At 70.2% G+C, this 24,410-nt stretch carries 24 protein-coding genes; 14 read left to right on the top strand and 10 right to left on the bottom strand.

From position 1 onward, the window contains the following. Positions 1 to 20 precede the first annotated feature (20 nt). The gene (locus tag AC4GYY_RS12510) at positions 21 to 1,790 is read right to left on the bottom strand and encodes an AMP-dependent synthetase/ligase (protein WP_491120915.1); all 1,770 of its coding nucleotides are present in this window, start codon (positions 1,788 to 1,790) and stop codon (positions 21 to 23) included. Between the two features lie 117 nt (positions 1,791 to 1,907). Between AC4GYY_RS12510 and ggt the strand changes: the two genes are divergently transcribed. Further along, complete coding sequence (gene ggt / locus AC4GYY_RS12505; protein ID WP_491120914.1) at positions 1,908 to 3,665, top strand: gamma-glutamyltransferase; 1,758 nt, start codon at positions 1,908 to 1,910, stop codon at positions 3,663 to 3,665. A 25-nt stretch (positions 3,666 to 3,690) separates the two neighbouring features. Here the strand turns inward: ggt and AC4GYY_RS12500 are convergent, their stop codons facing one another. Further along, on the bottom strand, positions 3,691 to 4,722 hold the full coding sequence (locus AC4GYY_RS12500; protein WP_491120913.1) for a quinone-dependent dihydroorotate dehydrogenase: 1,032 nt from the start codon (positions 4,720 to 4,722) through the stop codon (positions 3,691 to 3,693). Positions 4,723 to 4,953: 231 nt separating this feature from the next. On the opposite strand from AC4GYY_RS12500, the gene AC4GYY_RS12495 reads away from it, so the two are divergent. From AC4GYY_RS12495 to AC4GYY_RS12460, 8 genes are all read left to right on the top strand, one after another. After that, entirely contained in the window at positions 4,954 to 5,817 is an 864-nt protein-coding gene (locus AC4GYY_RS12495) for a helix-turn-helix domain-containing protein (RefSeq protein WP_491120912.1), read from the top strand. 89 nt (positions 5,818 to 5,906) lie between these two features. Beyond that, positions 5,907 to 6,365, top strand: coding sequence for an SUF system Fe-S cluster assembly regulator (locus AC4GYY_RS12490; protein WP_491120911.1), 459 nt, complete (start codon positions 5,907 to 5,909; stop codon positions 6,363 to 6,365). After that, positions 6,365 to 7,849, top strand: a complete 1,485-nt coding sequence (gene sufB, locus AC4GYY_RS12485; RefSeq protein ID WP_491121219.1) for a Fe-S cluster assembly protein SufB — start codon at positions 6,365 to 6,367, stop codon at positions 7,847 to 7,849. The genes AC4GYY_RS12490 and sufB overlap by 1 nt, the downstream gene beginning before the upstream one ends. 91 nt (positions 7,850 to 7,940) lie before the next feature. Further along, complete coding sequence (gene sufC, locus AC4GYY_RS12480; protein ID WP_491120910.1) at positions 7,941 to 8,807, top strand: Fe-S cluster assembly ATPase SufC; 867 nt, start codon at positions 7,941 to 7,943, stop codon at positions 8,805 to 8,807. 3 nt (positions 8,808 to 8,810) lie between these two features. Then, on the top strand, positions 8,811 to 9,878 hold the full coding sequence (locus tag AC4GYY_RS12475; protein WP_491120908.1) for a SufD family Fe-S cluster assembly protein: 1,068 nt from the start codon (positions 8,811 to 8,813) through the stop codon (positions 9,876 to 9,878). After that, entirely contained in the window at positions 9,875 to 11,086 is a 1,212-nt protein-coding gene (locus AC4GYY_RS12470; protein ID WP_491120907.1) for a cysteine desulfurase, read from the top strand. The genes AC4GYY_RS12475 and AC4GYY_RS12470 overlap by 4 nt, the downstream gene beginning before the upstream one ends. After that, on the top strand, positions 11,083 to 11,541 hold the full coding sequence (locus tag AC4GYY_RS12465; RefSeq protein WP_491120906.1) for an SUF system Fe-S cluster assembly protein: 459 nt from the start codon (positions 11,083 to 11,085) through the stop codon (positions 11,539 to 11,541). Before AC4GYY_RS12470 ends, AC4GYY_RS12465 begins: the two co-directional genes overlap by 4 nt. Beyond that, positions 11,541 to 11,894 (top strand): HesB/IscA family protein, encoded by a 354-nt coding sequence (locus AC4GYY_RS12460; RefSeq protein WP_491120905.1) that lies wholly within the window; start codon positions 11,541 to 11,543, stop codon positions 11,892 to 11,894. Before AC4GYY_RS12465 ends, AC4GYY_RS12460 begins: the two co-directional genes overlap by 1 nt. On the opposite strand, the gene AC4GYY_RS12455 is transcribed toward AC4GYY_RS12460, so the two are convergent. Continuing rightward, positions 11,884 to 12,066 carry a hypothetical protein gene (locus AC4GYY_RS12455; protein WP_491120904.1) on the bottom strand — a complete coding sequence of 61 codons (183 nt, stop codon included), beginning with the start codon at positions 12,064 to 12,066 and terminating at the stop codon, positions 11,884 to 11,886. The genes AC4GYY_RS12460 and AC4GYY_RS12455 overlap by 11 nt on opposite strands. Before the next feature lie 104 nt (positions 12,067 to 12,170). Between AC4GYY_RS12455 and AC4GYY_RS12450 the strand changes: the two genes are divergently transcribed. Beyond that, the gene (locus AC4GYY_RS12450; RefSeq protein ID WP_491120903.1) at positions 12,171 to 13,583 is read left to right on the top strand and encodes an amino acid permease; all 1,413 of its coding nucleotides are present in this window, start codon (positions 12,171 to 12,173) and stop codon (positions 13,581 to 13,583) included. Here AC4GYY_RS12450 and AC4GYY_RS12445 read toward each other — a convergent pair whose 3' ends face one another. Together AC4GYY_RS12445 and acnA are read right to left on the bottom strand one after the other, a co-directional pair. Then, on the bottom strand, positions 13,584 to 14,000 hold the full coding sequence (locus tag AC4GYY_RS12445; RefSeq protein ID WP_491120902.1) for a DUF2147 domain-containing protein: 417 nt from the start codon (positions 13,998 to 14,000) through the stop codon (positions 13,584 to 13,586). After that, positions 13,997 to 16,672 carry an aconitate hydratase AcnA gene (gene acnA, locus AC4GYY_RS12440; RefSeq protein WP_491120900.1) on the bottom strand — a complete coding sequence of 892 codons (2,676 nt, stop codon included), beginning with the start codon at positions 16,670 to 16,672 and terminating at the stop codon, positions 13,997 to 13,999. The genes AC4GYY_RS12445 and acnA overlap by 4 nt, the downstream gene beginning before the upstream one ends. Before the next feature lie 261 nt (positions 16,673 to 16,933). On the opposite strand from acnA, the gene AC4GYY_RS12435 reads away from it, so the two are divergent. Further along, the gene (locus tag AC4GYY_RS12435; RefSeq protein WP_491120899.1) at positions 16,934 to 18,040 is read left to right on the top strand and encodes an extracellular catalytic domain type 1 short-chain-length polyhydroxyalkanoate depolymerase; all 1,107 of its coding nucleotides are present in this window, start codon (positions 16,934 to 16,936) and stop codon (positions 18,038 to 18,040) included. A 4-nt stretch (positions 18,041 to 18,044) separates the two neighbouring features. On the opposite strand, the gene AC4GYY_RS12430 is transcribed toward AC4GYY_RS12435, so the two are convergent. After that, complete coding sequence (locus AC4GYY_RS12430; RefSeq protein WP_491120898.1) at positions 18,045 to 19,694, bottom strand: cisplatin damage response ATP-dependent DNA ligase; 1,650 nt, start codon at positions 19,692 to 19,694, stop codon at positions 18,045 to 18,047. A 71-nt stretch (positions 19,695 to 19,765) separates the two neighbouring features. On the opposite strand from AC4GYY_RS12430, the gene AC4GYY_RS12425 reads away from it, so the two are divergent. After that, complete coding sequence (locus AC4GYY_RS12425; RefSeq protein WP_491120897.1) at positions 19,766 to 20,605, top strand: metallophosphoesterase; 840 nt, start codon at positions 19,766 to 19,768, stop codon at positions 20,603 to 20,605. Between the two features lie 50 nt (positions 20,606 to 20,655). On the opposite strand, the gene AC4GYY_RS12420 is transcribed toward AC4GYY_RS12425, so the two are convergent. The 3 genes from AC4GYY_RS12420 to AC4GYY_RS12410 form a co-directional block, all read right to left on the bottom strand. Beyond that, a complete protein-coding gene (locus tag AC4GYY_RS12420) occupies positions 20,656 to 21,153 on the bottom strand; it encodes a Dps family protein (RefSeq protein WP_491120895.1) in 498 nt (165 codons plus the stop codon). A gap of 80 nt (positions 21,154 to 21,233) precedes the next feature. Next, on the bottom strand, positions 21,234 to 21,824 hold the full coding sequence (locus AC4GYY_RS12415; protein ID WP_491120894.1) for a TMEM165/GDT1 family protein: 591 nt from the start codon (positions 21,822 to 21,824) through the stop codon (positions 21,234 to 21,236). A 99-nt stretch (positions 21,825 to 21,923) separates the two neighbouring features. Then, on the bottom strand, positions 21,924 to 22,208 hold the full coding sequence (locus AC4GYY_RS12410; RefSeq protein ID WP_491120893.1) for a hypothetical protein: 285 nt from the start codon (positions 22,206 to 22,208) through the stop codon (positions 21,924 to 21,926). A gap of 195 nt (positions 22,209 to 22,403) precedes the next feature. On the opposite strand from AC4GYY_RS12410, the gene rpmG reads away from it, so the two are divergent. Both rpmG and AC4GYY_RS12400 read left to right on the top strand, forming a co-directional pair. Continuing rightward, a complete protein-coding gene (gene rpmG / locus AC4GYY_RS12405) occupies positions 22,404 to 22,571 on the top strand; it encodes a 50S ribosomal protein L33 (RefSeq protein ID WP_491120892.1) in 168 nt (55 codons plus the stop codon). 230 nt (positions 22,572 to 22,801) lie between these two features. After that, positions 22,802 to 24,040, top strand: a complete 1,239-nt coding sequence (locus AC4GYY_RS12400; protein WP_491120891.1) for a cysteine desulfurase-like protein — start codon at positions 22,802 to 22,804, stop codon at positions 24,038 to 24,040. Here AC4GYY_RS12400 and AC4GYY_RS12395 read toward each other — a convergent pair. After that, positions 24,037 to 24,399: a response regulator gene (locus AC4GYY_RS12395; protein WP_491120890.1), complete on the bottom strand. Its 363-nt coding sequence runs from the start codon at positions 24,397 to 24,399 to the stop codon at positions 24,037 to 24,039. The genes AC4GYY_RS12400 and AC4GYY_RS12395 overlap by 4 nt on opposite strands. Positions 24,400 to 24,410 lie beyond the last annotated feature (11 nt).

The raw sequence follows: 24,410 nt of genomic DNA, 5'->3' as shown, positions 1-24,410 counted from the left end.
ATGCGGGAGGGGAGAGTCCGTCACCCCTTGTACAGCCCCTCGAGCCGCTCGCCGTAAACCTGCTTCAGCACATGCCGCCGGATCTTGAGGCTCGGCGTCAGCTGCTCGTTCTCGATCGCGAACGGAGTGTCGGCGAGGACGAAGCGCCGGACGCGCTCGATCACCGACAGGTCCTTGTTGGTCCGATCGACCGCCGCCGAGAGCGCGGCACGATAGGCCGCCTCGTCCGCGTCCGGATGGGCGCGGCGCCAGTCGGCGGTCCATTCGGCATCGGGGACGATCACCGCGACCATGTACGGCTTGCGGTCGCCCGCGATCATCGCCTGTGCGATCTCGGGCTGGAGGGTGAGCAGCCCTTCGACCTTCTGCGGCGCGACGTTGTCGCCCTTGTCGTTGATGATCAGGTCCTTCTTGCGGTCGGTGATCCGGATGCGGCCGGCCGCGTCGATCTCGCCGATGTCGCCGGTGTGGAGCCAGCCGTCCCGGAGCGTCCGCCGCGTCTCCGCCTCGTTGCGCCAATAGCCGTGCATCACCAGCTCGCCGCGCACGAGGATCTCGCCGTCGTCGGCGATCTTGACCTCGGTATCGGCGAGCGGCGGGCCGACGCTGTCGACGGTCACCCCCACCTTGGGCCGGTTGCACGAGATGACGGGCGCGGCCTCCGTCTGGCCGTAGCCCTGGAGGAAGGTGACGCCGAGTGACTGGAAGAACACCCCGATCTCGGGGGTCAGCGGCGCACCGCCGGAGACCATCGCCTTCATCCGCCCGCCGAACCTCGCCGCGATCCGGCGCTTGAACACGGAGTCGACGAGCAGCGCCTTGGGCCAGTCGGCGACCCGCAGCGCATCGCGGTCGCGCTTCGCCCCGACGTCGAGCGCATAGCCCAAAAGTCTCGCGGACAGGCCGCCCTGCTTCGCGATCGCCTTGGTGATCCGGGCGCGCAGCACCTCGAACAGGCGGGGCACGACGAACATGATCGTCGGGCGGACCTCCTCCATGTTCGCGGCGAGCTTCTCCAGCCCTTCCGCGTAATAGATCTGTCCGCCCATCCCGATCGGAAAGAACTGCCCGCCGGTGTGCTCGTACGCATGGCTCAGCGGCAGGAACGACAGGAACACCTCGTCGCCCCAGCCGAAATCCTCCGAGATCACCGCGGCGCAGCCCGCAATGTTGTGGAGGATCGCGCCGTGGTGCTGCATCACCCCGCGCGGTGCGCCCCCCGTGCCGCTGGTGTAGATGATGCAGGCGAGGTCCTCGCGCGCGAAGGTCGCGGCGGCGGCGGTCGCGGGCACGTCGGGCGCGTGGCCGGCGAGCAGATCGTGCCAGTCGAGGCATTTGAGCCCGGCCTGGCGGAGCCGCGGCTTGTCGATGCCGATCACGATCTCGATATGGGTGGTGCGCACCACCGCCTTCAGCACGGTGTCGGCAAGCTTCTGCGACGAGACGATCACCGCCCGCGCGCCCGAATTCTCGATGACGTGCTGGTGATCGCGCTCGGTGTTGGTCGTGTACGTCGGGACGGTGACGCATCCCGCCGCCATGATCGCGAGATCGGCAAGGCACCATTCGGGGCGGTTCTCGCTCACCAGCATCACCCTGTCGCCCGGCTGGAGGCCCTGCGCGCGGAGCGCCTGCGCCAGGCTCGACACCTGGCGCGCGGCCTCGGCCCAGCTGATCGGCCGCCATTCGCCCTCGCGCTTGGCCCACAGGAACGGTGCCTCGCCCTTTTCGGCGGCGCGGGTGAAGAACATCGTGACGAGGTTGGGGAAACGCTCGAACTTCCGGCTCATTCCACTCTCCCAGGGCCGGCGATCGCCGTCGCCGTAGCGGCAGGCGTGTAGGGCGGGGGATGCGCGGGCGCCAGACGCGCGTGGACGCGGGCTCCCCTCGCGGATAACGCCGCGGAGATGAGGTCGCTTCGTCATCTGCTCGCCGCCTGCCTGGGCTGGGCGCTCGCCGCCTGCGCTCCCGCGGGTCCGCCGCCCGCTCCGGCGAGCGCCGTCGCCGTCCCGCACCGGATCTTCGCGATCGCGGCCAACCCGCTCGCGGCGGAGGCGGGGATGGCGGTGCTGCGGCGCGGCGGCTCGGCGGCGGACGCGGCGGTGGCGGTGCAGGCGATGCTGTCGCTGGTCGAGCCGCAGAGCTCGGGCGTGGGCGGCGGCGCGTTCCTGGTCTGGTACGACGGCGGGACCCGCGACGTCACCGTCTACGACGGTCGCGAGACGGCGCCCGCCGGAGCCACTCCCGACATGTTTCTGGACGACGGCGGCAAGCCGCTGCCGTTCGGGGCCGCGGTGCTGAGCGGGCGCGCGACCGGGGTGCCGGGCGCGGTGGCGATGCTGGCGACGGTCCAGCGCGCGCACGGCCGGCTGCCCTGGCGCATGCTGTTCGGCGACGCGGAGCGGACCGCGCGCGACGGCTTCACCGTCTCGCCGCGGCTCGGGCGGTTCCTGGCGAGTGACGCCTACCCGGAATCCTCCGCGCCCGACGTGTCGGCGTATTTCGCCCGGGCGGGGGGCGGGCTGCTCCGTGCCGGCGACCGCTTGCGCAATCGGGCCTATGCCGAGTTCCTGACCCGGCTGGCGGCGCAGGGGCCGGACGCGCTCTACCGCGGCGAGACCGCGCGCCGGATCGTCGCCAAGGTCCACGAAGGCGCGCTCGCCGGCAGCCTGACCGAGGCCGACCTCGCCGCCTATCGCCCGGTCGAGCGCGCGCCGCTCTGCGCGAAGTGGCGCGTGTACCGCGTCTGCACGCCGCCGCCGCCCGCGAGCGGGGTCGGGCTGCTCGAGCTGCTCCAATTGACCGAGCGGACCGACATCGCCGCGCGCGGGCCCGAAGATCCGCAGGCCTGGTACCTGTTCGCCGAGGCGAGCCGGCTGATGTACGCCGACCGCGACCGTTATGTCGGCGATCCCGCCTTCGCGCACGTCCCCGTCGCCGGATTGCTCGCCCCCGATTACGTGGCGAGACGGGCCGCATCGATCGGCGACCACGCGGGGCCGCCGCCCGTTGCCGGCGTGCCCGTGGGGGCGACGGCCGCAGGCGCGGATCGGACGCTGGAGCCGACCGGGACATCGCACGTCATCCTCGGCGACGCCGACGGCAATGTCGTGTCGATGACCACCACGGTCGAATCGATCTTCGGCTCGGGCCGGATGGTCGACGGCTTCTTCCTCAACAACCAGATGACCGACTTCTCGTTCAGTCCGCGCGACGCGCAGGGCCGTCCCGCCGCCAACGCGGTCGCGCCCGGCAAGCGGCCGCGCTCGTCCATGACGCCGCTGATCCTGCTCGACGGCCAGGATCGCTTCATGGGCGCGATCGGCTCGGCGGGTGGCAATGCCATCCTCGCTTACGTCGCCAAGTCGCTGATCGCCGCGGTCGACTGGCGGCTGCCGATGCAGGATGCGATCACGCTGCCGAACCTCGTCGCGCGCGGGGCCGCGTTCCAGGGGGAGGTCGACAAGTTCGCGCCGGGCGTGATCGCGGGCCTGCGCGCCCGCGGCGTCGAGCTGCGACCGGGACAGGGGGAGGATTCGGGTGTGCAGGGCGTGATCCTGCGCGGGGACGGCAGGCTCGACGGCGGTTACGACCCGCGGCGCGAGGGCCGGGTCCTGATCGAGGACGCGCCTCAGCACGCGCTCCACGGCGTACCGTTCGACTGACATCGACATCGCGCCCGAGGGCAGGTCAGACTTTTCCCACCGCCTCACCCACGCTCGCGAAGCCGTCCCGCTTCAGGAGCGCCGCCACCCCGTTCGCCATCCGCGCGGGCAGGCCCGGCCCGTCGTAGATCAGCGCGGTGTAGAGCTGGACCAGGCTCGCGCCTGCGCGGATCCGCGCATACGCCTCCTCCGCCGAGCCGACGCCCCCGACCGCCACCAGCGGCACCGTGCCGCCGGTCGCCGCACGGACGTCGCGCAGCCGCTGCATCGCCAGCGCGGCGAGCGGCGCGCCCGACAGCCCCCCGGTCTCGCCCCCCGCCGCCGAGCGGAGCGGCGGGCGCGAGACGGTGGTGTTGCCGACGATCAGCGCGTCGACCTTCGCGTCGATCACCGCCTTGGCGACCCCGTCGATCGTCGCCGGATCGAGGTCCGGCGCCACCTTCAGGAACAGAGGCGTCGCCCCCCGCGCCGCGGCGCAGGCGGCGAGCAGTTCGGCCAGCGCCGCGCCGTGCTGGAGATCGCGCAACCCCGGCGTGTTGGGCGAGCTGATGTTGATCGTCACGTAATCGGCGAGCGGGGCGGCCGCCCGGACGCCTGCGACATAATCTGCCACCCGGTCGGCCGTGTCCTTGTTCGCGCCGACGTTGACCCCCAGCACGCCCGTTCGCGCCTTCGGCACACGCGCGAGCCCGGCCGCGAGCCCACCGTTGTTGAAGCCGAGGCGGTTGATCACCGCCCGGTCCTCGACCAGCCGGAAGATGCGCGGGCGCGGATTGCCCGGCTGGGGCAGCGGCGTCAGCGTCCCCACCTCGACGCTGCCGAAGCCGAGCGCATGCCAGGCGGGGATCGCACGGGCATCCTTGTCGACCCCGGCGGCGAGGCCGAACGGGTTGGCGAAATCGATCCCGGCGACCCGCGTCCGCAGCACCGGATCGGCGACCGGCGCGGCGAACGGCGTTCCCGCCCGCGCCCACCCCGCCAGGGCGCGGATCGTCAGGTCATGCGCGCGTTCCGCCTCGATCGAGAACAGCATCGGGCGGGTCAACGAAAACATCATCTCGCGCCCCTTATGGCGCCGTGGCCGACGATCGCAAAAAAAAGCGCGGCGATGGCGATTCCATCCAATACTTGCGGCGGCCTCGCCAGCTAATTCCCCCTTGCGACCCGAGGAACCTCTTCAACAGGGGGGTTCTCATCCTCGACGGCCCGGTCTTTCGAGACCGGGCCGCTTTTCGCGCCTCCTCAACTCGGCTATGCCGCACCTCGCACTGAACCCGGGGGGCGCAAGGTGTCGGTCATCTCATTGGCGTATCGCGTGCCGAGCGCGGATCTGCAGCCGTTCGTGACGTTGTTCTACCATTTCCGCGCCGAGATGCCGCTGTTCGAGGACACCGAGCGCGCCGATCACGCCCAGTTGCGGTTCCGCATCGCGGGGCCCGACTCGACGTACGACTTTCCCGACGGCTCGCGGCAGAGCGGCGGCCCGATCCATGTCATCGGCCCGACCAGCGGCGCGATGCGAAGCCGCGGCAGCGGCCCGGTGCTCGAGATCGTCGGCATGGGGCTCCAACCCGCGGGCTGGGCGGCGATGCTGGGGATCGAGGCATCGTCGCTGCTCAACCGGGTCGTCGAGGGCGGTGCGCTGTTCGGCGCGGACGTCGAATCGGCGTTGGTGGCGATCCGCGTCGGACGCGACACAGACGCCAAGGTCGCCGCGGCCGAGACCTTCGTCCGCGCCGCGCTGAAGGGCCGCGACTCGCGCACGCTCGATTTCGCCCGGTCGATCGACGCCTGGCTGGCCGACGCCGACCACCTCTCCCCCGACGTCGACGCGCTGGTCGCCGCGACCGGGCTGTCGCGCCGCCAGGTCGAGCGGCGCTGCAACACGCTCTACGGCGCGCCCCCAAAGGTGCTCGCGCGCAAATATCGGGCGCTGCGCGCGGCGGTGGCGCTGGCGAGCGGCGAGACGACCCAGGACGCGCTGCTGGGCGACGGCTTCTACGATCAGTCGCACCTGATCCGGGAGGTCAAGCAGTTCACCGGCATGACGCCCCGCCAGGTCCAGACCGAGCAAAGCCCGCTCTCGCGCCTGACGATCGCCGCCCGCAAGGCGCTGGAGGGGCAGGTTCATCCGATCATCTCCGAGACGTAATTCGCCGCATCGCAGCGGTTGACGGAGCGCGTCGGGGGGACCATCTGCCAATCGGATCAAGTCGGTCCGGTTTGAGAACCGTTCGCAGCATGCGCCTCTCGTCCCTTGCCGATTATGCGGTCGTCATGATGACCGCCGCCGCGCGCTCGCCGTGCGTGGCGCGGTTGAACGCGACGCGGCTCGCGGGCGAGACCGGCGTGCCGCTGCCGACCGCGCAGAAGCTGGTCAGCCGTCTCGCCGGAGCCGGGCTGATCGAGAGCGCGCGGGGCACCGGCGGCGGCTTCAGCCTGGCGCGCGCGGCCGGTGCGATCACGCTCGCCGACATCATCGAGGCGGTCGAAGGGCCGATCGCGCTCACCACCTGCGTCGACGACGACCGTTCCGACTGCGCGCTCGACGGCCATTGCCAGGTCAAGCCGCATTGGGCGGTCGTCAACCGTGCGGTGCGCGGCGCGCTCGCGGGCGTCACCCTCGCCGATCTCGCCATGTCCCATTCTGCCGCTCCCGTTGCCGAGCGGATCCCCGAATCGATCAAGGTTCACGCATGATGGCCACCAAGAACGCCGAAGCCTATGAGGCGGTCTCGAAGACCTACGAATGGGGCTTCTCCTCCGACATCGAGCAGGACTTCGCGCCCAAGGGGCTGAGCGAGGACACCGTCCGCTACATCAGCGCCAAGAAGAACGAGCCCCAGTGGATGCTCGACTGGCGGCTGAAGGCGTTTGCGTTGTGGCAGACGATGGAGGCGCCCGACTGGGCCAAGCTCAACGTGCCGCCGATCGATTACCAGGATGCCTATTACTACGCCGAGCCCAAGGCGAAGCCCAAGCTCGGCTCGCTCGACGAGGTCGATCCCGAAATCCTGCGCGTTTACGAGAAGCTCGGCATTCCCATCCAGGAGCAGAAGATGCTCGCCGGGGTCGAGGAGCTCGACGCCGAGGGCCAGCCCAAGCGCCGCGTCGCGGTCGACGCGGTGTTCGATTCGGTTTCGGTGGCGACCACCTTCCGCGCCGAGCTGGAGCGCGCGGGGGTGATCTTCCGCTCGATCAGCGAGGCGATCCGCGAATACCCGGAGCTGGTGCGCAAGTGGCTCGGCAAGGTCGTGCCGCAACGCGACAATTACTTCGCGACGCTCAACAGCGCGGTCTTCAGCGACGGGACGTTCGTGTACATCCCGGAAGGGGTGCGCTGCCCGATGGAGCTGTCGACCTATTTCCGCATCAACGCCGAGAACACCGGCCAGTTCGAGCGGACCTTGATCGTCGCCGACAAGGGCGCGTATGTCAGCTATCTCGAAGGCTGCACCGCGCCGATGCGCGACGAGAACCAGCTCCACGCCGCGGTGGTCGAGCTGGTCGCGATGGACGACGCCGAGATCAAATATTCGACCGTCCAGAACTGGTATCCCGGCGACGAGAACGGCAAGGGCGGGATCTACAATTTCGTCACCAAGCGCGCGCTCTGCCAGGGGCGGAACAGCAAGGTGTCGTGGACGCAGGTGGAGACCGGCTCCGCGATCACTTGGAAATACCCGAGCTGCGTCCTCGCGGGCGACGGCTCGGTCGGCGAGTTCTACTCGGTGGCGGTGACCAACAACCGCCAGCAGGCCGATACTGGCACCAAGATGATCCACCTCGGCAAGAACACGAAGTCGACGATCGTGTCGAAGGGGATCAGTGCCGGCCGCTCGGACAACACCTACCGCGGGCTGGTCCGCGTCGCCCCGACCGCGGAGGGGGTGCGAAACTTCACCCAGTGCGATTCGCTCCTGCTCGGCGACCAGTGCGGCGCGCACACCATCCCGTACATCGAGGTGAGGAACCCGAGCGCGCAGATCGAGCACGAGGCGACCACCTCGAAGATCTCCGAGGACCAGATGTTCTACGCGATGTCGCGGGGACTGGACTCGGAAGCCGCGGTCGCGCTGATCGTCAACGGCTTCGCGCGCGAGGTGCTGCAACAGCTCCCGATGGAGTTCGCGGTCGAGGCGCAGAAGCTGCTCGGGATCAGCTTGGAAGGGTCGGTCGGATGAGCGCGATCATCGTATCGGGGTTCGTGATCTGCATCGCGACGGCGATGGTCCTTGCGCTGTGGTCCGGCGACAACATGAAGAAGAACGATTGATGCTTAGGGTCGACAATCTCCACGCCGAGATCGACGGCAAGGAAATCCTCAAGGGCCTCTCGCTCACCGTGAACGCGGGCGAGGTCCATGCGATCATGGGACCGAACGGCGCGGGCAAATCGACGCTCGGCTATGTGCTGGGCGGGCGGCCGGGGTATGAGGTCACCGGGGGGAGCGTGATGTTCCGACGTACCGCCGGCGCGGATGCCACTACGCCCGTTCGTGCCGAGCGGGGGCGAGGCACCTCGGATCAGTCCCGCGATTTCACTCGGGACGAACGGAGCGAGGGTGCACCCGCAACCGAAGGCGATTGGACCGACCTCCTCGCCCTCGCGCCGCACGAGCGCGCCGCCGCCGGCCTGTTCCTCGGCTTCCAATATCCGGTCGAGATCCCCGGCGTCTCCAACGTTCAGTTCCTGCGCGAGGCGCTCAACGCCCAGCGCGGGCATCGTGGCGAGAAGCCGCTCTCCGGGGGCGAGTTCCTCAAACTCGCCCGCGAGGAGGCGCGCAAGCTCGACATGGACGCCGAGATGCTCAAGCGCCCGGTCAACGTCGGCTTCTCGGGCGGCGAGAAGAAGCGCAACGAGATGGTCCAGATGGGCGTCGTCAATCCCAAGTTCGCGATCCTCGACGAGACCGATTCGGGGTTGGACATCGACGCGCTGCGCATCGTCGGCGACGGCATCAACCGCATCATGCGCGCCCCCGACAAGGCGGTGCTGCTGATCACCCACTATCAGCGGCTGCTCGACTATGTGCGACCGGACTTCGTCCACGTCCTCGCCGACGGTCGGATCACCCGCAGCGGCGGTGCCGAACTCGCGCACGAGCTGGAGCGACAGGGGTATGCCGAGGTGGCGGCGTAGGTCATGACCGTTCTCTCCCTCCCCTCCACGCGCGCGGAAGGCTGGCGCTGGGCCGATCTCGGTGCGCTCGCCGCCGCGGCCGCGCTCGCACCGATCGCGGCGGAGAGCCACGACTTCCTCGATCTTCCCGGCGCTCGGCTGCTGTTCGTCGACGGCGTGCTCGATGACGCCGCTTCCACCCTCGGCCGCGTCGCGCTGACCGAGGTCGCGGCGAGCGACCATCCGCTCGGCGCCCGCGCCCGCGCCGGCTGGTCGCTCCGCCTCGATGCCGAAGCCGTCGCCGACCCGGTGCAGATCGTCCACGTCGCCACCGGCCGCGAGAATCATTTGGCGGCCGAGATCGTCCTCGCCGATGGTGCCGCCGCGACCGTGGTCGAGACCTTCGTGGGCGCCGGCTGGCAGAACCGCTACACCCGGACCCGGCTCGGCAAGGGCGCACGGCTTCAGCGCAGCGTCCGCCTGCTCCAGCGCGCAGGCTTCGTGAGCGTGCGCGAGGAGGCCGAGATCGGCGAGGCGGCGAGCCTCGTCGCCGTCTTCCTCGGCGCGGGCGGGCAGGGCAGCCGGATCGACGCGCAGCTGACCGGCAGCGGCGAGGGGGCGTTCGTCGAATATGGCGGCGCGCTCCTCACCGCGGGCGAGCAGCGGCAGGAATGCGCGGTCCGCGTGAACCACGCGGTGCCCAACGGATCGAGCCGCCAGCTGTGGCGCGCGGTCGCCGCCGACCGGTCCGCCGCCAGCCTCGCCGCCGCGGTCGAGGTGTCGCGCCACGCGCAGAAGACCGACGGCGAGCAGTCGCTCCGCGGCCTGCTGCTGAACCGCACCGCCACCGTGAACCTCAAGCCCGAGCTCGAGATCTTCGCCGACGACGTGAAATGCGCGCACGGCGCGACCGTCGGCGAACTCGACGCGCGGGCATTGTTCTACATGGAGAGCCGCGGCATCCCGACCGCGCGCGCCACCGCGATCCTGACGCGCGCGTTCGTCGCCGACGCGCTGGAGCGGATCGGCAATGAGACGGTGAAGGCGGCGTTCGAGGCGGATGCGGATGCCTGGCTGGAGACGGCGCTGTGAGCGTCCTCACCGCCACGCGCGCGCTCGATCTCGTCGCGGACTTCCCCGCCATCCCCGACGGCTGGGCGTATCTGGACACCGCCGCCACCGCGCAGAAGCCGCAGCCCGTGATCGACGCGATCACGCGCGGCTATGCCGAGGATTACGCCACCGTCCACCGCGGCGTGTATCAGCGCTCGGCCGACATGACCGTGGCCTACGAGGCTGCGCGGCGGAAGGTCGCGCGCTTCCTCGGCGGGGCGGAGAGCGAATGCGTCTTCGTCCGCGGCGCGACCGAGGCGATCAACCTCGTCGCGCAATCCTGGGCGGCGACGCAGCTGAAGGCGGGCGACCGCATTCTGCTCAGCCAGCTCGAGCACCATTCGAACATCGTTCCCTGGCAGATGGTCGCCCAGGCGCACGGGCTCGCGATCGACGTGCTGCCGCTGACCGAAGACCAGCGCATCGACCTCGATGCGATGGCGCGGATCATCACGCCGGCGCACAAGCTCGTCGCGCTCGCCCATGTCTCGAACGTCCTCGGCAGCGTCCTCGACGTGCGCCGCGCGAGCGAGATCGCCCACTCCGCCGGTGCCAAGATCCTGATTGACGGCTGCCAGGCGGTCCCGCGCCTGCCGGTGAACGTCCGCGACCTCGGCTGCGACTTTTACGTCTTCTCCGCCCACAAGCTCTATGGCCCGACCGGGATCGGCGTCCTCTGGGGCTGGGCGGACCTGCTCGACGCGATGCCGCCGTACCAGGGCGGCGGCTCGATGATCGACAAGGTCACCTTCGAGCGCACCACCTACGCGCCCCCCCCGACCCGCTTCGAGGCGGGCACGCCGCACATCGTCGGCGCGCTCGGGCTCGCCGCCGCGATCGATTACGTCGAGGAGATCGGGCTGGAGGCGATCCACGCGCACGAGACCGCGCTGGTCTATCGGACGCGCGAGGCGCTCTCGACGCTCAACTCGGTCCGCCTGTTCGGGCCGGAGGACTCCGCCGGCATCGTCAGCTTCGCGGTCGAGGGGGTGCATCCGCACGACGTCGGTACCATCTTGGACGAGGCGAAGGTGGCGATCCGCGCGGGTCACCACTGCGCGCAGCCGCTGATGGGTGTGCTGGGTGTGGAAGCGACTGCGCGGGCGAGTTTCGGGGTCTATAACGGCCCGCAGGATATCGAAGCGCTGGTGCGCGGCATCGAACGAGTGACGAGGATCTTCGGATGAGCGAGTTCGAAACCCGGGAAGTCGAGAGCGTCGCGACCCCGCCGCGCGCGAAGGTGGAGGATGCGCGAGAGGGGTTCGAGCGCAAGCGCGACTATCTCGAAGGCTTCCTGGCGCAGCAGCCGGCGCAAGGTGACGCGCCGCACCAGCCCGGCGGCGCGCTCTACGAGGCGGTGATCGACGCGCTCAAGGAGATCTACGATCCCGAGATTCCGGTGAACATCTATGAGCTCGGGCTCATCTACGGGGTCGAGATCACCGACGCGGGCGCGGCCGCGATCACCATGACGCTGACCACCCCGCATTGTCCGGTCGCGGAGTCGATGCCGACCGAGGTCGAGATGCGCGTCGCCGCGGTGCCGGGAATCGCCTATGCCGACGTCAACCTCGTGTGGGAGCCCGCCTGGGATCCGGCCAAGATGTCCGACGAGGCGCGCCTCGAACTGGGGATGCTGTGATGGCGACGATGACCCGCGAACGCCCCAAGGCGCTGATCCTGACTTCGGGCGCAGAAACCCGTATCGCCGATCTGATGGCGAAGGCGCCCGCGGGCGCGATCGGGGTCAAGCTCTCCACCCCGCGCCGCGGCTGCTCTGGGTTGGCCTATTCGGTCGATTACGTCGCTGAGGCGACGCCGTTCGACGAGCGGATCGACACGCCGGGGGGGACATTGTTCGTCGATGGCGGCTCGATCCTCTATCTGATCGGCTCGACGATGGACTGGGTCGAGGACGATTTCACCGCCGGATTCGTCTTCGCCAACCCCAACGCCAAGGGCAGCTGCGGCTGCGGCGAGAGTTTCACGGTCTAGGCACGCCGAGCTTCTCTGCGATCCGCGCGACCTCCTCGTCGCTCGGCGGCTCGGGCAGGTCCTCGCCAGGTGCGAGGCCGTCGTCGGGCCAGCCGGGCGCGGTACCGGCGATGCTCTCGTTGATCGGCCGCTCGTTGGGCCCGTCGCTGATCTTCTCGCGGTCGTCCGCCATGATCCACCTCCGTTGCTCCCGAAAAGCGCGCGAGTGGCAAATGCGGTTCCGCTTCCCTATCCCCCGCCGCCTTTGATACGGCTTGCCGAAACGGGGGACGCGAGATGGCGGGGCTGCTGCGAAGAAAGACGATCACCGAGCAGCGCCCGGAGCACGCGCTCGCCCGCACCCTCTCCTGGCCGCATCTCGTCGCGCTCGGCGTCGGGGCGATCGTCGGGACGGGCATCCTCACGCTGATCGGCGTCGGCGCCGACCGCGCCGGGCCGGCGGTGCTGCTGAGCTTCGTCGTCGCCGGCGCGATCTGCGCGTGCGCCGCGCTCTGCTATGCCGAGATGGCGACCGCGATCCCCGCGAGCGGCAGCGCCTATACCTACAGCTATGCGGTGCTCGGTGAGATCATCGCCTGGGTGGTCGGCTGGTCGCTGATCCTCGAATATTCGCTGGTCGTCGCGACCGTCGCGGTCGGCTGGTCGGGCTATGCCACCGGCTTCCTCAAGGGCGTCGGCGTCGTCCTGCCCGACCCGCTGACCCACGGACCCACGCTGGCGAACGGTGCGCTGACGCACCCCGGCGTCAACCTGCCCGCCATCGTCATCATCGCCGTCGTCGCCGGGCTCCTGTGCCTCGGCACCCGCGAGAGCGCGCGGATCAACACCGCGCTGGTGATCCTCAAGATCGTCACGCTCGCGCTGTTCGTCGCGGTCGCGCTGCCGCATTTCGACGCCGCCAACCTCCACCCGTTCGCACCCTACGGCTACGGCTCGGTCGCGGGCGACGGCGGGGTCAAGTTCGGGATGATGGGCGCCGCCGCGATCATCTTCTTCGCCTTCTACGGCTTCGACGCGATCTCGACAGCGGCGGAGGAGACGAAGGACCCGAAGCGCGATCTCGCGATCGGCATCGTCGGCTCGATGATCGCCTGCACCGCGATCTACCTCGTCGTCGCGGCGGCGGCGGTCGGGGCGCTTGGCTTCGCGCGCTTCTCGAACTCGCCCGAGCCGCTGGCGCTGATCCTGCGGGAGATCGGGCAGGGGCGGGTCGCGACGATCGTCGCCGCCGCCGCCGCGATCGCGCTGCCGACGGTGATCCTCGGCTTCCTCTACGGCCAGAGCCGTATTTTCCTGGTGATGGCGCGCGACGGCTTCCTGCCGCAAAGCCTCGCCCGAGTTTCCGCGCGGGGGACGCCGGTCCGGATCACGGTGATGACCGCCGCCTTCGTCTCGGTGATCGCCGCGCTGACCCCGCTCGACGTGATCGCCAGCCTCGCAAACGCCGGCACGCTCTGCGCCTTCGTCGCGGTCGCCGCCTGCGTGCTGGTGATGCGCCGCCGCGGCGAGACGGTCGCGGGCGGCTTCCGGGTGCCGGCGGCGTGGATCGTCGCGCCGGCGGCGATCCTGGGCTGCTGCTACCTGTTCACCAGCTTGCAGAGCGTGACGCAGGTCTCGTTCGTCGTATGGAACGCGATCGGGCTGGCGGTGTACCTCCTCTACGGACGTCGCCGCGCGATCATCGCCTGATCAACCGCCCTTGGTCCAGACTTGGGTCCGGCAGAACGGGCCGATGCAGCCCTTGACCCGCAAGGTCGCGCCGTCGCGGGTGACGATCGAGCGATAGGTCTTACCGTTCCTCGGATCGTAGATGCGCCCGTTCCACTGGTCGCCCGCCGCGGTGAAGCCGGTGAGGAAGACCATGCCGAGAATCGGACGGGTGCGGAGCGCCGGATCGGGGTTGGCGACGTCGCGGGTCGGCTTGGACGCATCGACGATCAAGACCTTGGCGATCCGCCCGCAGACCGCCACGCCGCCGCCGTTGCCGTGGCACGGCCCGACCTCGACCAGCGCCGCTTTGTCCGAGGTGATCCAGCGTCCGGTGATCGGCGCGGGCGCCGCGGCGACGGTCAGCAGTGCCGCCGCCGCAAGCATTAGCCGCCTCATGCCGCCAGGTTCCGCAGCACGTAGTGGAGGATGCCGCCGTTGAGGAAATATTCGAGCTCGTTGACGGTATCGATCCGGCAGCGCGCGGTGAAGGTCTCGGTCGCGCCGTCGGCGCGCCTCAGCGTGACCTCGACGTCTTGGCGCGGGCGCAGCCCGGCGACGTTCGCGATCGAGAAGGTCTCGTCCCCCGTCAGCCCCAGCGTCGTCCGGTCGGTCCCCGCCGCGAACTGGAGCGGCAGCACGCCCATCCCGACCAGGTTGGAGCGGTGGATGCGCTCGAAGCTCTCGGCGATCACCGCGCGGACGCCGAGCAGGTTGGTCCCCTTCGCCGCCCAGTCGCGCGACGAGCCGGTGCCGTATTCCTTGCCCGCGACCACCACCAGCGGCACCCCGTCCGCCTTGAAACGCATCGCCGCGTCGTAGATCGGCATGATCTCGCCGTTATAACGGCTCATCCCGCCTTCGACGCCCGGGACCATCTCGTTCCTGATGCGGATGTTGGCGAAGGTGCCGCGGACCATGATCTCGTCGTTGCCGCGCCGCGCGCCATAGCTGTTGAAGTCGGCGCGCCCGACCTGGCGCTCCTGAAGGTACGAGCCGGCGGGCGAATCCGCCTTGATCGAGCCGGCGGGCGAGATGTGATCGGTGGTGATCGAATCGCCCAGGATCGCGAGCGGCTTGGCCTCGACGATGTCGGCGACCGGCGCCGGCGTCATCGTCATCCCCTCGAAATAGGGCGGATTGTGGATGTAGGTCGATCCCGCGGGCCAGGTGTAGGTGTCCGACCCTTCGACCTCGATCGCGCGCCACTTGGCGTCGCCCGCGTAGACGTTGCCGTAGCGGGCCCGGAACATGCCGTCGTCGATGTTCGCCGCCATGACCTGCGCGATCTCGTCGTTGCTCGGCCAGATGTCCTTGAGGTACACGTCGCCGCCGTCGCTGCCCTGCCCGATCGGGCATTCGACCATGTCCTCGGTCACCGTGCCCTTGAGCGCATAGGCGACCACCAGCGGGGGCGAGGCGAGGAAGTTGGCGCGCACGTCGGGCGAGACGCGCCCCTCGAAGTTGCGGTTGCCCGACAGCACCGAGGCGGCGACGAGATCGTTCTCGTTGATCGCCGTCGAGATGGGTGCGGCGAGCGGCCCCGAATTGCCGATGCAGGTGGTGCAGCCGTAGCCGACGAGGTTGAACCCGATCGCGTTGAGGTCCTCGGTCAACCCCGCCTTGTCGAGATAGTCGGTCACGACCTGCGACCCGGGCGCGAGCGAGGTCTTGACCCAGGGCTTGGGGGTGAGCCCGTAGGCGCGCGCCTTGCGGGCGACCAGCCCGGCGGCGACCAGCACCGACGGGTTCGAGGTGTTGGTGCAACTGGTGATCGCCGCGATCACGACGTCGCCGTCGCCGATGTCGTGATCGCGACCCTCGACCGCGACGCGCTCGGGACGCTCCTTGTGGTAGATCTTGAACAGGTCGCCGTTGAACACCTCGTCGACCTTGGACAGCGACACCTTGTCCTGCGGGCGCTTCGGCCCCGCGAGGCTCGGTACCACCGTCGACATGTCGAGCTCGAGCGTGTCGGTGAACACCGGGTCGGGGGCGTCGGCGGTGCGCCACATCCCCTGCGCCTTGGCATAGGCCTCGACCAGCGCGACGGTCTCGTCGGGGCGGCCGGTGAGCCGCAGATACTCCATCGTCCGCTCGTCGACCGGGAAGAAGCCGCAGGTCGCGCCGTACTCGGGCGCCATGTTGGCGATCGTCGCGCGGTCGGCGAGCGTCATGTGCTGGAGGCCGTCGCCGTAGAATTCGACGAAGCGCCCCACCACGCCCTTGGCGCGAAGCATCTGCGTGACGGTCAGTACCAGATCGGTCGCGGTGATGCCCTCGTTCAGCGATCCGGTCAGCTTGAAGCCGACGACCTCGGGAATCAGCATGCTGACCGGCTGGCCGAGCATCGCCGCTTCCGCCTCGATCCCGCCGACACCCCAGCCCAGGATCGCCGCGCCGTTGACCATCGTCGTGTGGCTGTCGGTGCCGACCAGCGTGTCGGGATAGGCAAAGGTGGTGCCGTCGGGCGCCGTCGAAGACCACACCGCGCGGCCGATATATTCGAGGTTCACCTGGTGGCAGATGCCCGTCCCCGGCGGGACGACCTGAAAATTGTCGAGCGCCTTCGATCCCCATTTCAGGAACTCGTAGCGCTCGCCGTTGCGCTGATATTCCAGCTCGACGTTGTCGGCGAACGCCTTGGGCGTCCCAAACTCGTCGACCATCACGCTGTGATCGATGACGAGGTGGACCGGGACCTGCGGGTTGATCTTCTCCGGGTCGCCGCCGAGCGCGGTCATCGCGTCGCGCATCGCCGCGAGATCGACGACGCAGGGGACGCCGGTGAAGTCCTGCATCAGCACCCGCGCGGGGCGGTACTGGATCTCGCGATTGGGCTGGACCGGGTTCTGCTGCCAGTCGACGATCGCCTGGACGTCCGCCTCGGTCACCGTCTTGCCGTCTTCGAAACGGAGCATGTTCTCCAGCAGGACCTTCATCGAGAAGGGCAGGCGGCTGATGTCGCCGAACTTCTGCTCCGCGGCGGCCAGCGCGAAGTAATCGTACGAGGTGTCGCCGACGGTCAGCGTCCGGCGGGCGTTCAGCGTGTCGTGGCCGATGGCGGTCATTCAGGGTCCTTCCCATGAAGGCCCGGTGGAGCGCGGCGGAGAGGCGGGGCAGGGGGCCACCGCTTGGGGCGCGCCCGGTCGGGCGAGAGCTTGCGAGTTTGAAAAGCGCCTTAGCGAGCGCGGGCGAACGGGGGAAGGCGCGAAAGCGAGCGGAAACGGTTGAGCCTCACTATATGGTGCGGTGCAGCAACCGACCGGGCCGGTCGGCCGTTGAAAACAGGTCACGGTAGCGCCGTGGCCAGGAGACGTCCCTTGCGAAGCATGACCGACACGATCACCCGCCTGACCGCGCTCGGCCAACGACCGATCGCCGCGTCCGGCGACGCGGGCGGGCTGGACGAATTGCGCGATTTCGGGACCAATCCGGGGGCGCTCCGCGCGCTGTCCCATATCCCCGTCGCGCTCGCGGACGGCGCCCCGCTGGTGGTCGTGCTCCACGGCTGCACCCAGACCGCCGCCGGCTACGACCGCGGCTCCGGGTGGTCGGCGCTCGCGGACGAGCTCGGCTTCGCGGTTCTCTTCCCCGAGCAGCAGCGCGCCAACAACGCGAACCTGTGCTTCAACTGGTTCGCTCGCGACGACATCCGGCGCGGTGCGGGCGAGGCGCTGTCGATCCGGCAAATGGTCGCGACGATGGTCGAGCGTCACCGCCTCGATCCGGCGCGGGTGTTCGTGACGGGCCTGTCCGCAGGCGGCGCGATGGCGTCGGCGATGCTCGCCACCTATCCCGAGGTGTTCGCGGGCGGCGCGATCATCGCCGGGCTGCCGTTCGGCACCGCTTCGTCGATGCCCGAGGCGTTCGACCGGATGCGCGCGCACGGCGGCCCGCGCGCGGCGGAGCTCGGCGCGATCGTGACGGCGGCGTCCGATCACGCGGGAGACTGGCCGATCGTTTCGGTGTGGCACGGCGGCGCCGACGCGACCGTCAGCCCGGCCAACGCCGAACTGATCGTCGAACAATGGCGCGGGCTCCACGGCCTCGCCGCCGAGCCTGACGCGACCGCGGTCTCCGGAACGCACACCCACCGCGTCTGGCGCGACGCGGCCGGGCGCGCGGTGATCGAGGAGCACCGGATCGCGGGTCTCGGCCATGGCACCCCGCTCAGCACCGCCGGTCCTGACGGCGGCGGGGTCGCGGGGCCGTACATGCTGGAGGCCGGCGTCTCCTCGACCCGCGAGATCGCGCGCTTCTGGGGGCTGGAGCGCGGGATCGCCACGAAGAGGTCGCCGCGCGCCGAACCCGTGCCGGCGGTGCCGGTCGGCCGGCCCGACCGCGCAGAGCCCGTACCGTCGAGCCCGGGGCGGGCGCGAACCGGCGTCACCGCGATCATCGAAGACGCGCTCCGCACTGCGGGGCTGATGCGTTAGCCGCTCACGTCACCAGCCGCTTCAGCCGCGCCACCGTATCCGCCTCCGCCGCGGGCTTGTCGCTCCGGATGCGCGCGATCCGCGGGAAGCGCATCGCGAGGCCCGACTTGTGCCGCGATGAGGCGTGGATCGAATCGAAGGCGATCTCCAGCACCAGCGTCTTCTCGACCTCGCGCACCGGCCCGAACCGCGCGGTGGTGTGATGCCGCACGAAACGGTCGAGTTCGCGCAGCTCCTCGTCGGTGATCCCCTGATACGCCTTGCCGACCGGGAGCAGCTCGCCACCTTCCGTCCAGCAGCCGAAGGTATAGTCGCTGTAGTAGGACGATCGTCGCCCGCTGCCGCGCTGCGCGTACATCATCACGCAGTCGGCGGTGAGCGGATCGCGCTTCCACTTGTACCACAGCCCCGCGCGCCGCCCGCCGACATAGGGGGAATCGCGGCGTTTCAGCATCACCCCCTCGATCGCCGCGTCGCGGGCGCCGGCGCGGATGCCTTCGAGTTCGGTGAAGTCCGCCGCCTCGATCACGGCGGACAGGTCGAACCGCTCGGCCGGCAGCCGCGGGGCGAACGCCTCCAACCGCGCGCGCCGCTCGGTCCACGGCAGCGACCGCAGGTCCTCCGCGCCGTCGAACAGGATGTCGTAGAGGCGGACGAAAGCCGGGGCCTCGGCGAGCATCTTCGCCGAGACGACCTTGCGCCCCAGCCGCTGCTGGAGCGCGTTGAAGCTGCCGGCTTCTCCCCCCTGGAACTCGCCTCTGACCAGCAGCTCGCCGTCGAGCGCCCCCGCGACCTGGAACGCCTCCGCCACGTCGGGGAAGGCGCGCGTCACGTCGTCGCCGGTGCGGCTGTAGAGCCGCGTCTCCCCCGCGACATGGACCAATTGCACGCGGATGCCGTCCCACTTCCACTCGGCGGCGTACTCCGCGAGATCGACTCGCAGGTCCTCCAGCGGATGCGCGAGCATGAAGGGGCGGAACACCGGCACGTCGGCGGGGGTCGGCTGCGCGCCGTTCCCTTCCGCCCAGGCGAACAGCGCGGGATAGGGCGGGTCGATCCCGTGCCACACCTCCTCGACCGCCTCGACGTCGAGCCCGAAGGCGTCCGCCAGCGCCTGCTTCGCGAGCCGCGCCGACACGCCGACGCGCAACTCGCCCGTCGCCATCTTGATCAGCGCGAACCGCTCGTCGGCGTCGAGCGTGTCGAGCATCGCCGCCAGCGCCTCGCCCGCCTGCGCCTTGGGCAGGTGCATCAGCCGATCGACCGCCTGGGAGAGAGACATGGCGCCGTCGGTCCCACGTCCCTCGACTTCGCTCGGGACGGACGAAGCGGGGGCACGATTCCCGTTCGTGTCGAGCGAAGTCGAGACACGCGAACCGGGCCGCGCAGGCCACATCAGCGAGACCGTCTCCGCCGTGTCGCCGACGAAGTCGCGGCTCATCCGGAACAGCACCGGATCGACCCGCTCGTCGACCATCGCGCGGATCACCGCGGGCTTGACCCCGGGCAGGTCGAGGTCCCCGGTCAGCGCCGCCATCGCCCAGCCGCGGTCAGGGTCGGGCGTCGCGTGCAGGTAATCGGCGATCAGCTTGAGCTTCGCGTTGCGCGAGCGGGTGTAGATCAGCCGATCGAGGAGCGCGGCGAAGGCGTGCATGGGGGCGGGAACGCGCGAGAGCGGCTCCGTCTCCTCTCCCTTTCGGCGAGGGGAGCATCTAGGACCAGCCGATGCGCCGCATCGCCGTCAGCCTCATCGCTCTGGTCCTGCTCGCCGCCGCGGTCGCTGCGATCGGCCTCGCCGACGCGCGCGCCGATCCGGTCGTCCGCCGCGTCTCGCTTTCGCTGCCGCGCTGGCCCGCGGGCGCGCCGCCGGTCACCGTCGCGCTGCTCAGCGACATCCATCTCGGCAGCTGGGCGATGGACGAGGGCCGGCTGGCGCGGATCGTCGCCCAGACGGACGCGCTTCATCCCGATCTGGTGGTGCTCGCCGGCGATTTCGTGAATGGGCACGAGCCCGGATCGGCGCCCGCCGTCGCGCCGGCGCTGACCCGCGCATTGGCGAAGCTTCGCGCGCGGCTCGGCGTCGTCGCGGTCCTCGGCAACCACGATCACTGGACCGGCTTCGCCACCGTCGTCCGCGCACTCGCCGCCGCCGGGATCAGCCCGCTCGAAAACGAGGCGATCGTGCGCGGGCCGCTCGCGATCGGCGGGGTCGCGGACGCCTATACCCATCACGACCGCACCGCGGCGACCGTCGCCGCGACGCTGAAGCTCGCCGGCGCGCCGCTGATCGTCACCCACTCGCCCGACATCGCGCCGCAGATCGGGGCCGCGACGCCGGTGCTGCTCGCCGGCCACACGCACTGCGGCCAGTGGGTGCTGCCGCTGATCGGCGGACCGACCGTGCCCTCGCGCTACGGTCAGCGCTATCGCTGCGGCGTCATTCGCGAAGGCGCGCGGGCATTGGTCGTCACCGGCGGCGTGGGGACGAGCCTGCTCCCGCTGCGCTACGGCGCGGCACCGGACCTGTGGCTGGTGACCTTGGGGCCGCAGCCCCCCGCCGGCTGACGGCGCGCTGGTGGCGTTGGTCCCCGCCCGGACGGGGACCCCGGCGACCGTCAGCCCTGCTTGCGCGTCGCCTCGAACAGGAACCAGGCGCGCAGCTCGGCCTCGTCGGTCCAGGTATCGACGATGCCGCTGGTGGCGTTGTCCTTCGCCTCCTCGGCGGCGGCCTTCACCTCGCGGAAGTTCTCGACCAGCCGCTGGTTGTCGGCGCGCAGCTCGGCGAGCATGTCGTCTGCGGGGACGAACGCGCGGTCGTTGTCGACGATCGTCTGCCGACGCGACACGTCGCCTACCGAGCGCAGCGTCGTCCCGCCGATCTTGCGCACGCGCTCCGCGATCGCGTCGGTCACCCCCAGGATCTGCGCCGCCTGATCGTCGAGCAGCAGATGATAGTCGCGGAAGTGCGGCCCCGAGACGTGCCAGTGGAAGTTCTTGGTCTTCAGATACAGCGCGAAGGCGTTGGCGAGCGCGGCGTTGAGCGCGTCCGCGACCGAACGCACGTCGTTGCGCTGCAGGTCGGTCGGGGTGTCGAGCATCGGGTTTTCGGCCATGGCGGATCTCCGTCGAGGGGTGATTTCGTGTGTGAAACGAAGGCCCGCGGGAATCTATCCGGCGATTTTCCCGACCATGTTCATCCGATCAGCCGCATCGCCGACAGGCCGAGGATCGCGCCCGCGAGGGCGAGGATCACCCCGCTCGCGATCCGTACCGGCTTGAGCGGCAGCGCTTGCCATTTCGCCTCGCCGAGCACGATCGCGGGCGCACACACCGCCAGTGCGCCCAGCGTCGCCCCGATCGGGGCCGCCCAGGGGAGCGTCGACCGCGCGGCGAGCGCGGCGGTGACGAACTGCATCCGGTCGCCGAACGCCATGATCGCGAGGCCCGTCACGCTCGTCCCGAACGCGCCGAGACGCCAGCCGGCGAGCCGGTCGGGACTCTTCTTCGACACCTGGACGCTGATCCCGGCGAGGACCAGCGCCAGCGCCAGCAGCAGCAGGCTGGAGTTCGGCGTCAGCAGCCGGGCGACGAGCAGGCCGCCGATCGTGCCGACCGTGTTGTTGACCGCGAGCGCCACCGCCGCCGCGACCAGCAGCGTGCCGGGCGAACGGTAGCGGTCCGCCAGGATCGCGGCGAGCCACGGGGTGCGGTCACCGATCTGGGTCAGCGCGCCGAGCACCAGCGCCGCCATCAGCGCGTCCATGATCCCCCGAGCCGCTCCCACGTCCAATCGTCTCGCGCGAAGGCGAGGGATGGCTTCCACCGCTGGAGCGGCGCCTCGACTTCGCTCGGCACGAACGGGATATGATTCGTGTTCAGTGCCTTATCCCGCCAGCCGCACCGTGCAGGCAGCGGCATAGCTGTCGGCGGCGGCGCGGTCCTGCCGCTCGCTCGCGATCGCGTCGCGAAGCAGCGTCAACCAGGCGTGGATCAGCGGGCCATGCTCGCCGCGCCCCAGCGCCGCCTCCAGCGCCTCGGCCACGACTGCGGCGGGGATCATCCCATGCCGCCGGGCGACGCTGCGGATCGCGTCGACCTCGTCCGCGAGCCCGGGCGCTTCGCCGCGCCCGTCGAGCGCGACCAGCCGGCGCGTCAGATCCGCTCTCACGCCGTCGATCCCGTTTGCGATCACCGCGCACCCCCTCGTTCGTCGCGCCGATGGTCGCCGATCGCGGTCACGATCCGGTTAACGCGCGCGCCCGATCTTGACTCGGGGCGGCACCTCCGTCATGCGCCGCCGTCTGACAGCGGCGAGCACGGGTTCGCCGCTCTTTTCGTTTGAGATTTGCAAGGACTGGGGCTCATGGCCAAGCCGACCACCGTCAAGATCAAGCTGGTGAGCACCGCCGACACCGGCTTCTTCTACGTCACCAAGAAGAATCCGCGCACCAAGACCGAGAAGCTGTCGTTCACCAAGTACGATCCCAAGGTGCGCAAGCACGTCGAGTTCAAGGAAGCCAAGATCAAGTGAGCTTGGCGCAGCGGATTAGCGCCAGCTAATCCGCGCCGCGGCGCCAAGCGCGGCCGGCGTTGGCCTGCCGACGACCGACGATCCTGTCCTGAGCGCCTGCCATGGCAGGCAGTCGAAGGGCGGCTTCGCCGCGGCGCGCCGCCTCACATAGAACGAACCGGAGTCGCGGGCGCCCACGCCCGCGGCTCTTGCCGTTTCCGCGCGCCGCCACCCGGTGTAGGCTCCGGCCCATGACCTTCCCGATCGACGCCGTCCGCGCCCGCTTCCCCGCGCTCCACGTCACCGACGATGGCCGCCCCCGCGTCTATTTCGACGCGCCCGGCGGCACCCAGGCGTGCGAGGACGCGATCGCCGCGATGGCCGCTCACCTCCGCACCGGCACCGCCAATTCGGGTGGCGCCTTCGCCACCTCGGTCGCGACCGACTCGGCCTCCACCCAAGCCCACCGCGCCGCCGCCGACCTCCTGGGCGGGGCCGCGGAGGAGATCGCGTTCGGCCCCAACATGACCTCGCTGACCCTCGCCGTCTCGCGTGCGCTCGCCCGCGACCGGGGCGAGGGCAACGAGCTGGTGCTGACCCGGCTCGATCACGACGCCAATGTCGCGCCCTGGCTGGAGGTCGCCGCCGATCGCGCGATGACGGTCCGCTGGCTCGATTTCGATTCCGTGACCGGCCGTCTCCGCCTCGATCGGCTGCCCGAGCTGCTGAGCGATCGCACCCGCCTCGTGGCGGTCGGCGGCGCAAGCAACGCGCTCGGCACCGTCAACGATCTGGCCGCGATCATCGCCGCGGTCCGTGCCGGGTCGGACGCCTTGGTCTATGTCGACGCGGTCCAGCTCGCGCCGCATCTCCCGATCGACGTCCGCGCGCTCGGCTGCGACCTGCTCGCCTGCTCGCCCTACAAGCTGTTCGGCCCGCATCTGGGCCTGCTCTGGTGCCGCGCCGACCTCGCCGAGCGCATCCGCGCCTACAAGGTCCGCCCCGCCGGGACCGAAGGCGCGCACCGGTTCGAGACCGGCACCCCCTCGTTCGAGGCGCAGGCGGGGTTCGCCGCGACGGTCGACTATCTCGCCTGGCTCGGCGGCGAAGTCGCGCCCGGCGCCGTCACCCGCCGCGACCGCCTCGTCGCCGCCTTCGAAGCCGCCACCGCCTACGAGCGCGACCTCGGCGAACGCCTGTTGGCGGGGTTGAAGCGCCTCAACAGCGTCCGCCTCTACGGACCCGAGACGATGAACGCCCGCGTCCCGACCTTCGCCTTCACCGTCGCGGGGCACCACCCCGATGCGGTGGCGCAGCACCTCGCCGACCGCGGCATCTTCGCCTGGTCGGGCCATTTCTACGCGGTCGAGGTGATCGCCCGGCTCGGGCTGGAGGAGTCGGGCGGGCTGGTGCGGGTCGGGCTGTGCCACTACAATACGGTCGAGGAGGTCGACCGGCTGCTGGCGGCGCTTGCGGAGTTGGGGGCCTAAACCAGCCCGTTCACCACCTGCATGAACCGCGCGAGGCTGATCGGCTTCGACACATATGCCTCCGCCCCTGCCGCACGGATGCGCTCCTCGTCCTCCCGTCCGGCGTAAGCGGTCACCGCCATCACCGGGATCGCGCGCAGCTCGGCGTCGGCCTTCAGCTCCAGGATCAGCTCGTAGCCCGTCACGTAGGGCATCTGGATGTCCATGACGATCAGGTCCGGCCGCGTCTCGCGGGCGCGCGCCACCGCCTCGCGGCCGTCGCGCACGGGCTCCGCTGCGAAATCGTGCGCGCGCAGCAGGTCGCAGAACAGCTTCAGGTTGAGTTCGTTGTCCTCGACAACGAGCACCCTTTTCGCCACGCGCTGACTCA

This window comes from Sphingomonas sp. SP6 (genome assembly GCF_058313435.1).
The sequence above is the reverse complement of the archived record's forward strand: the minus strand, read 5'-3'. Positions and strand labels throughout refer to the sequence as shown.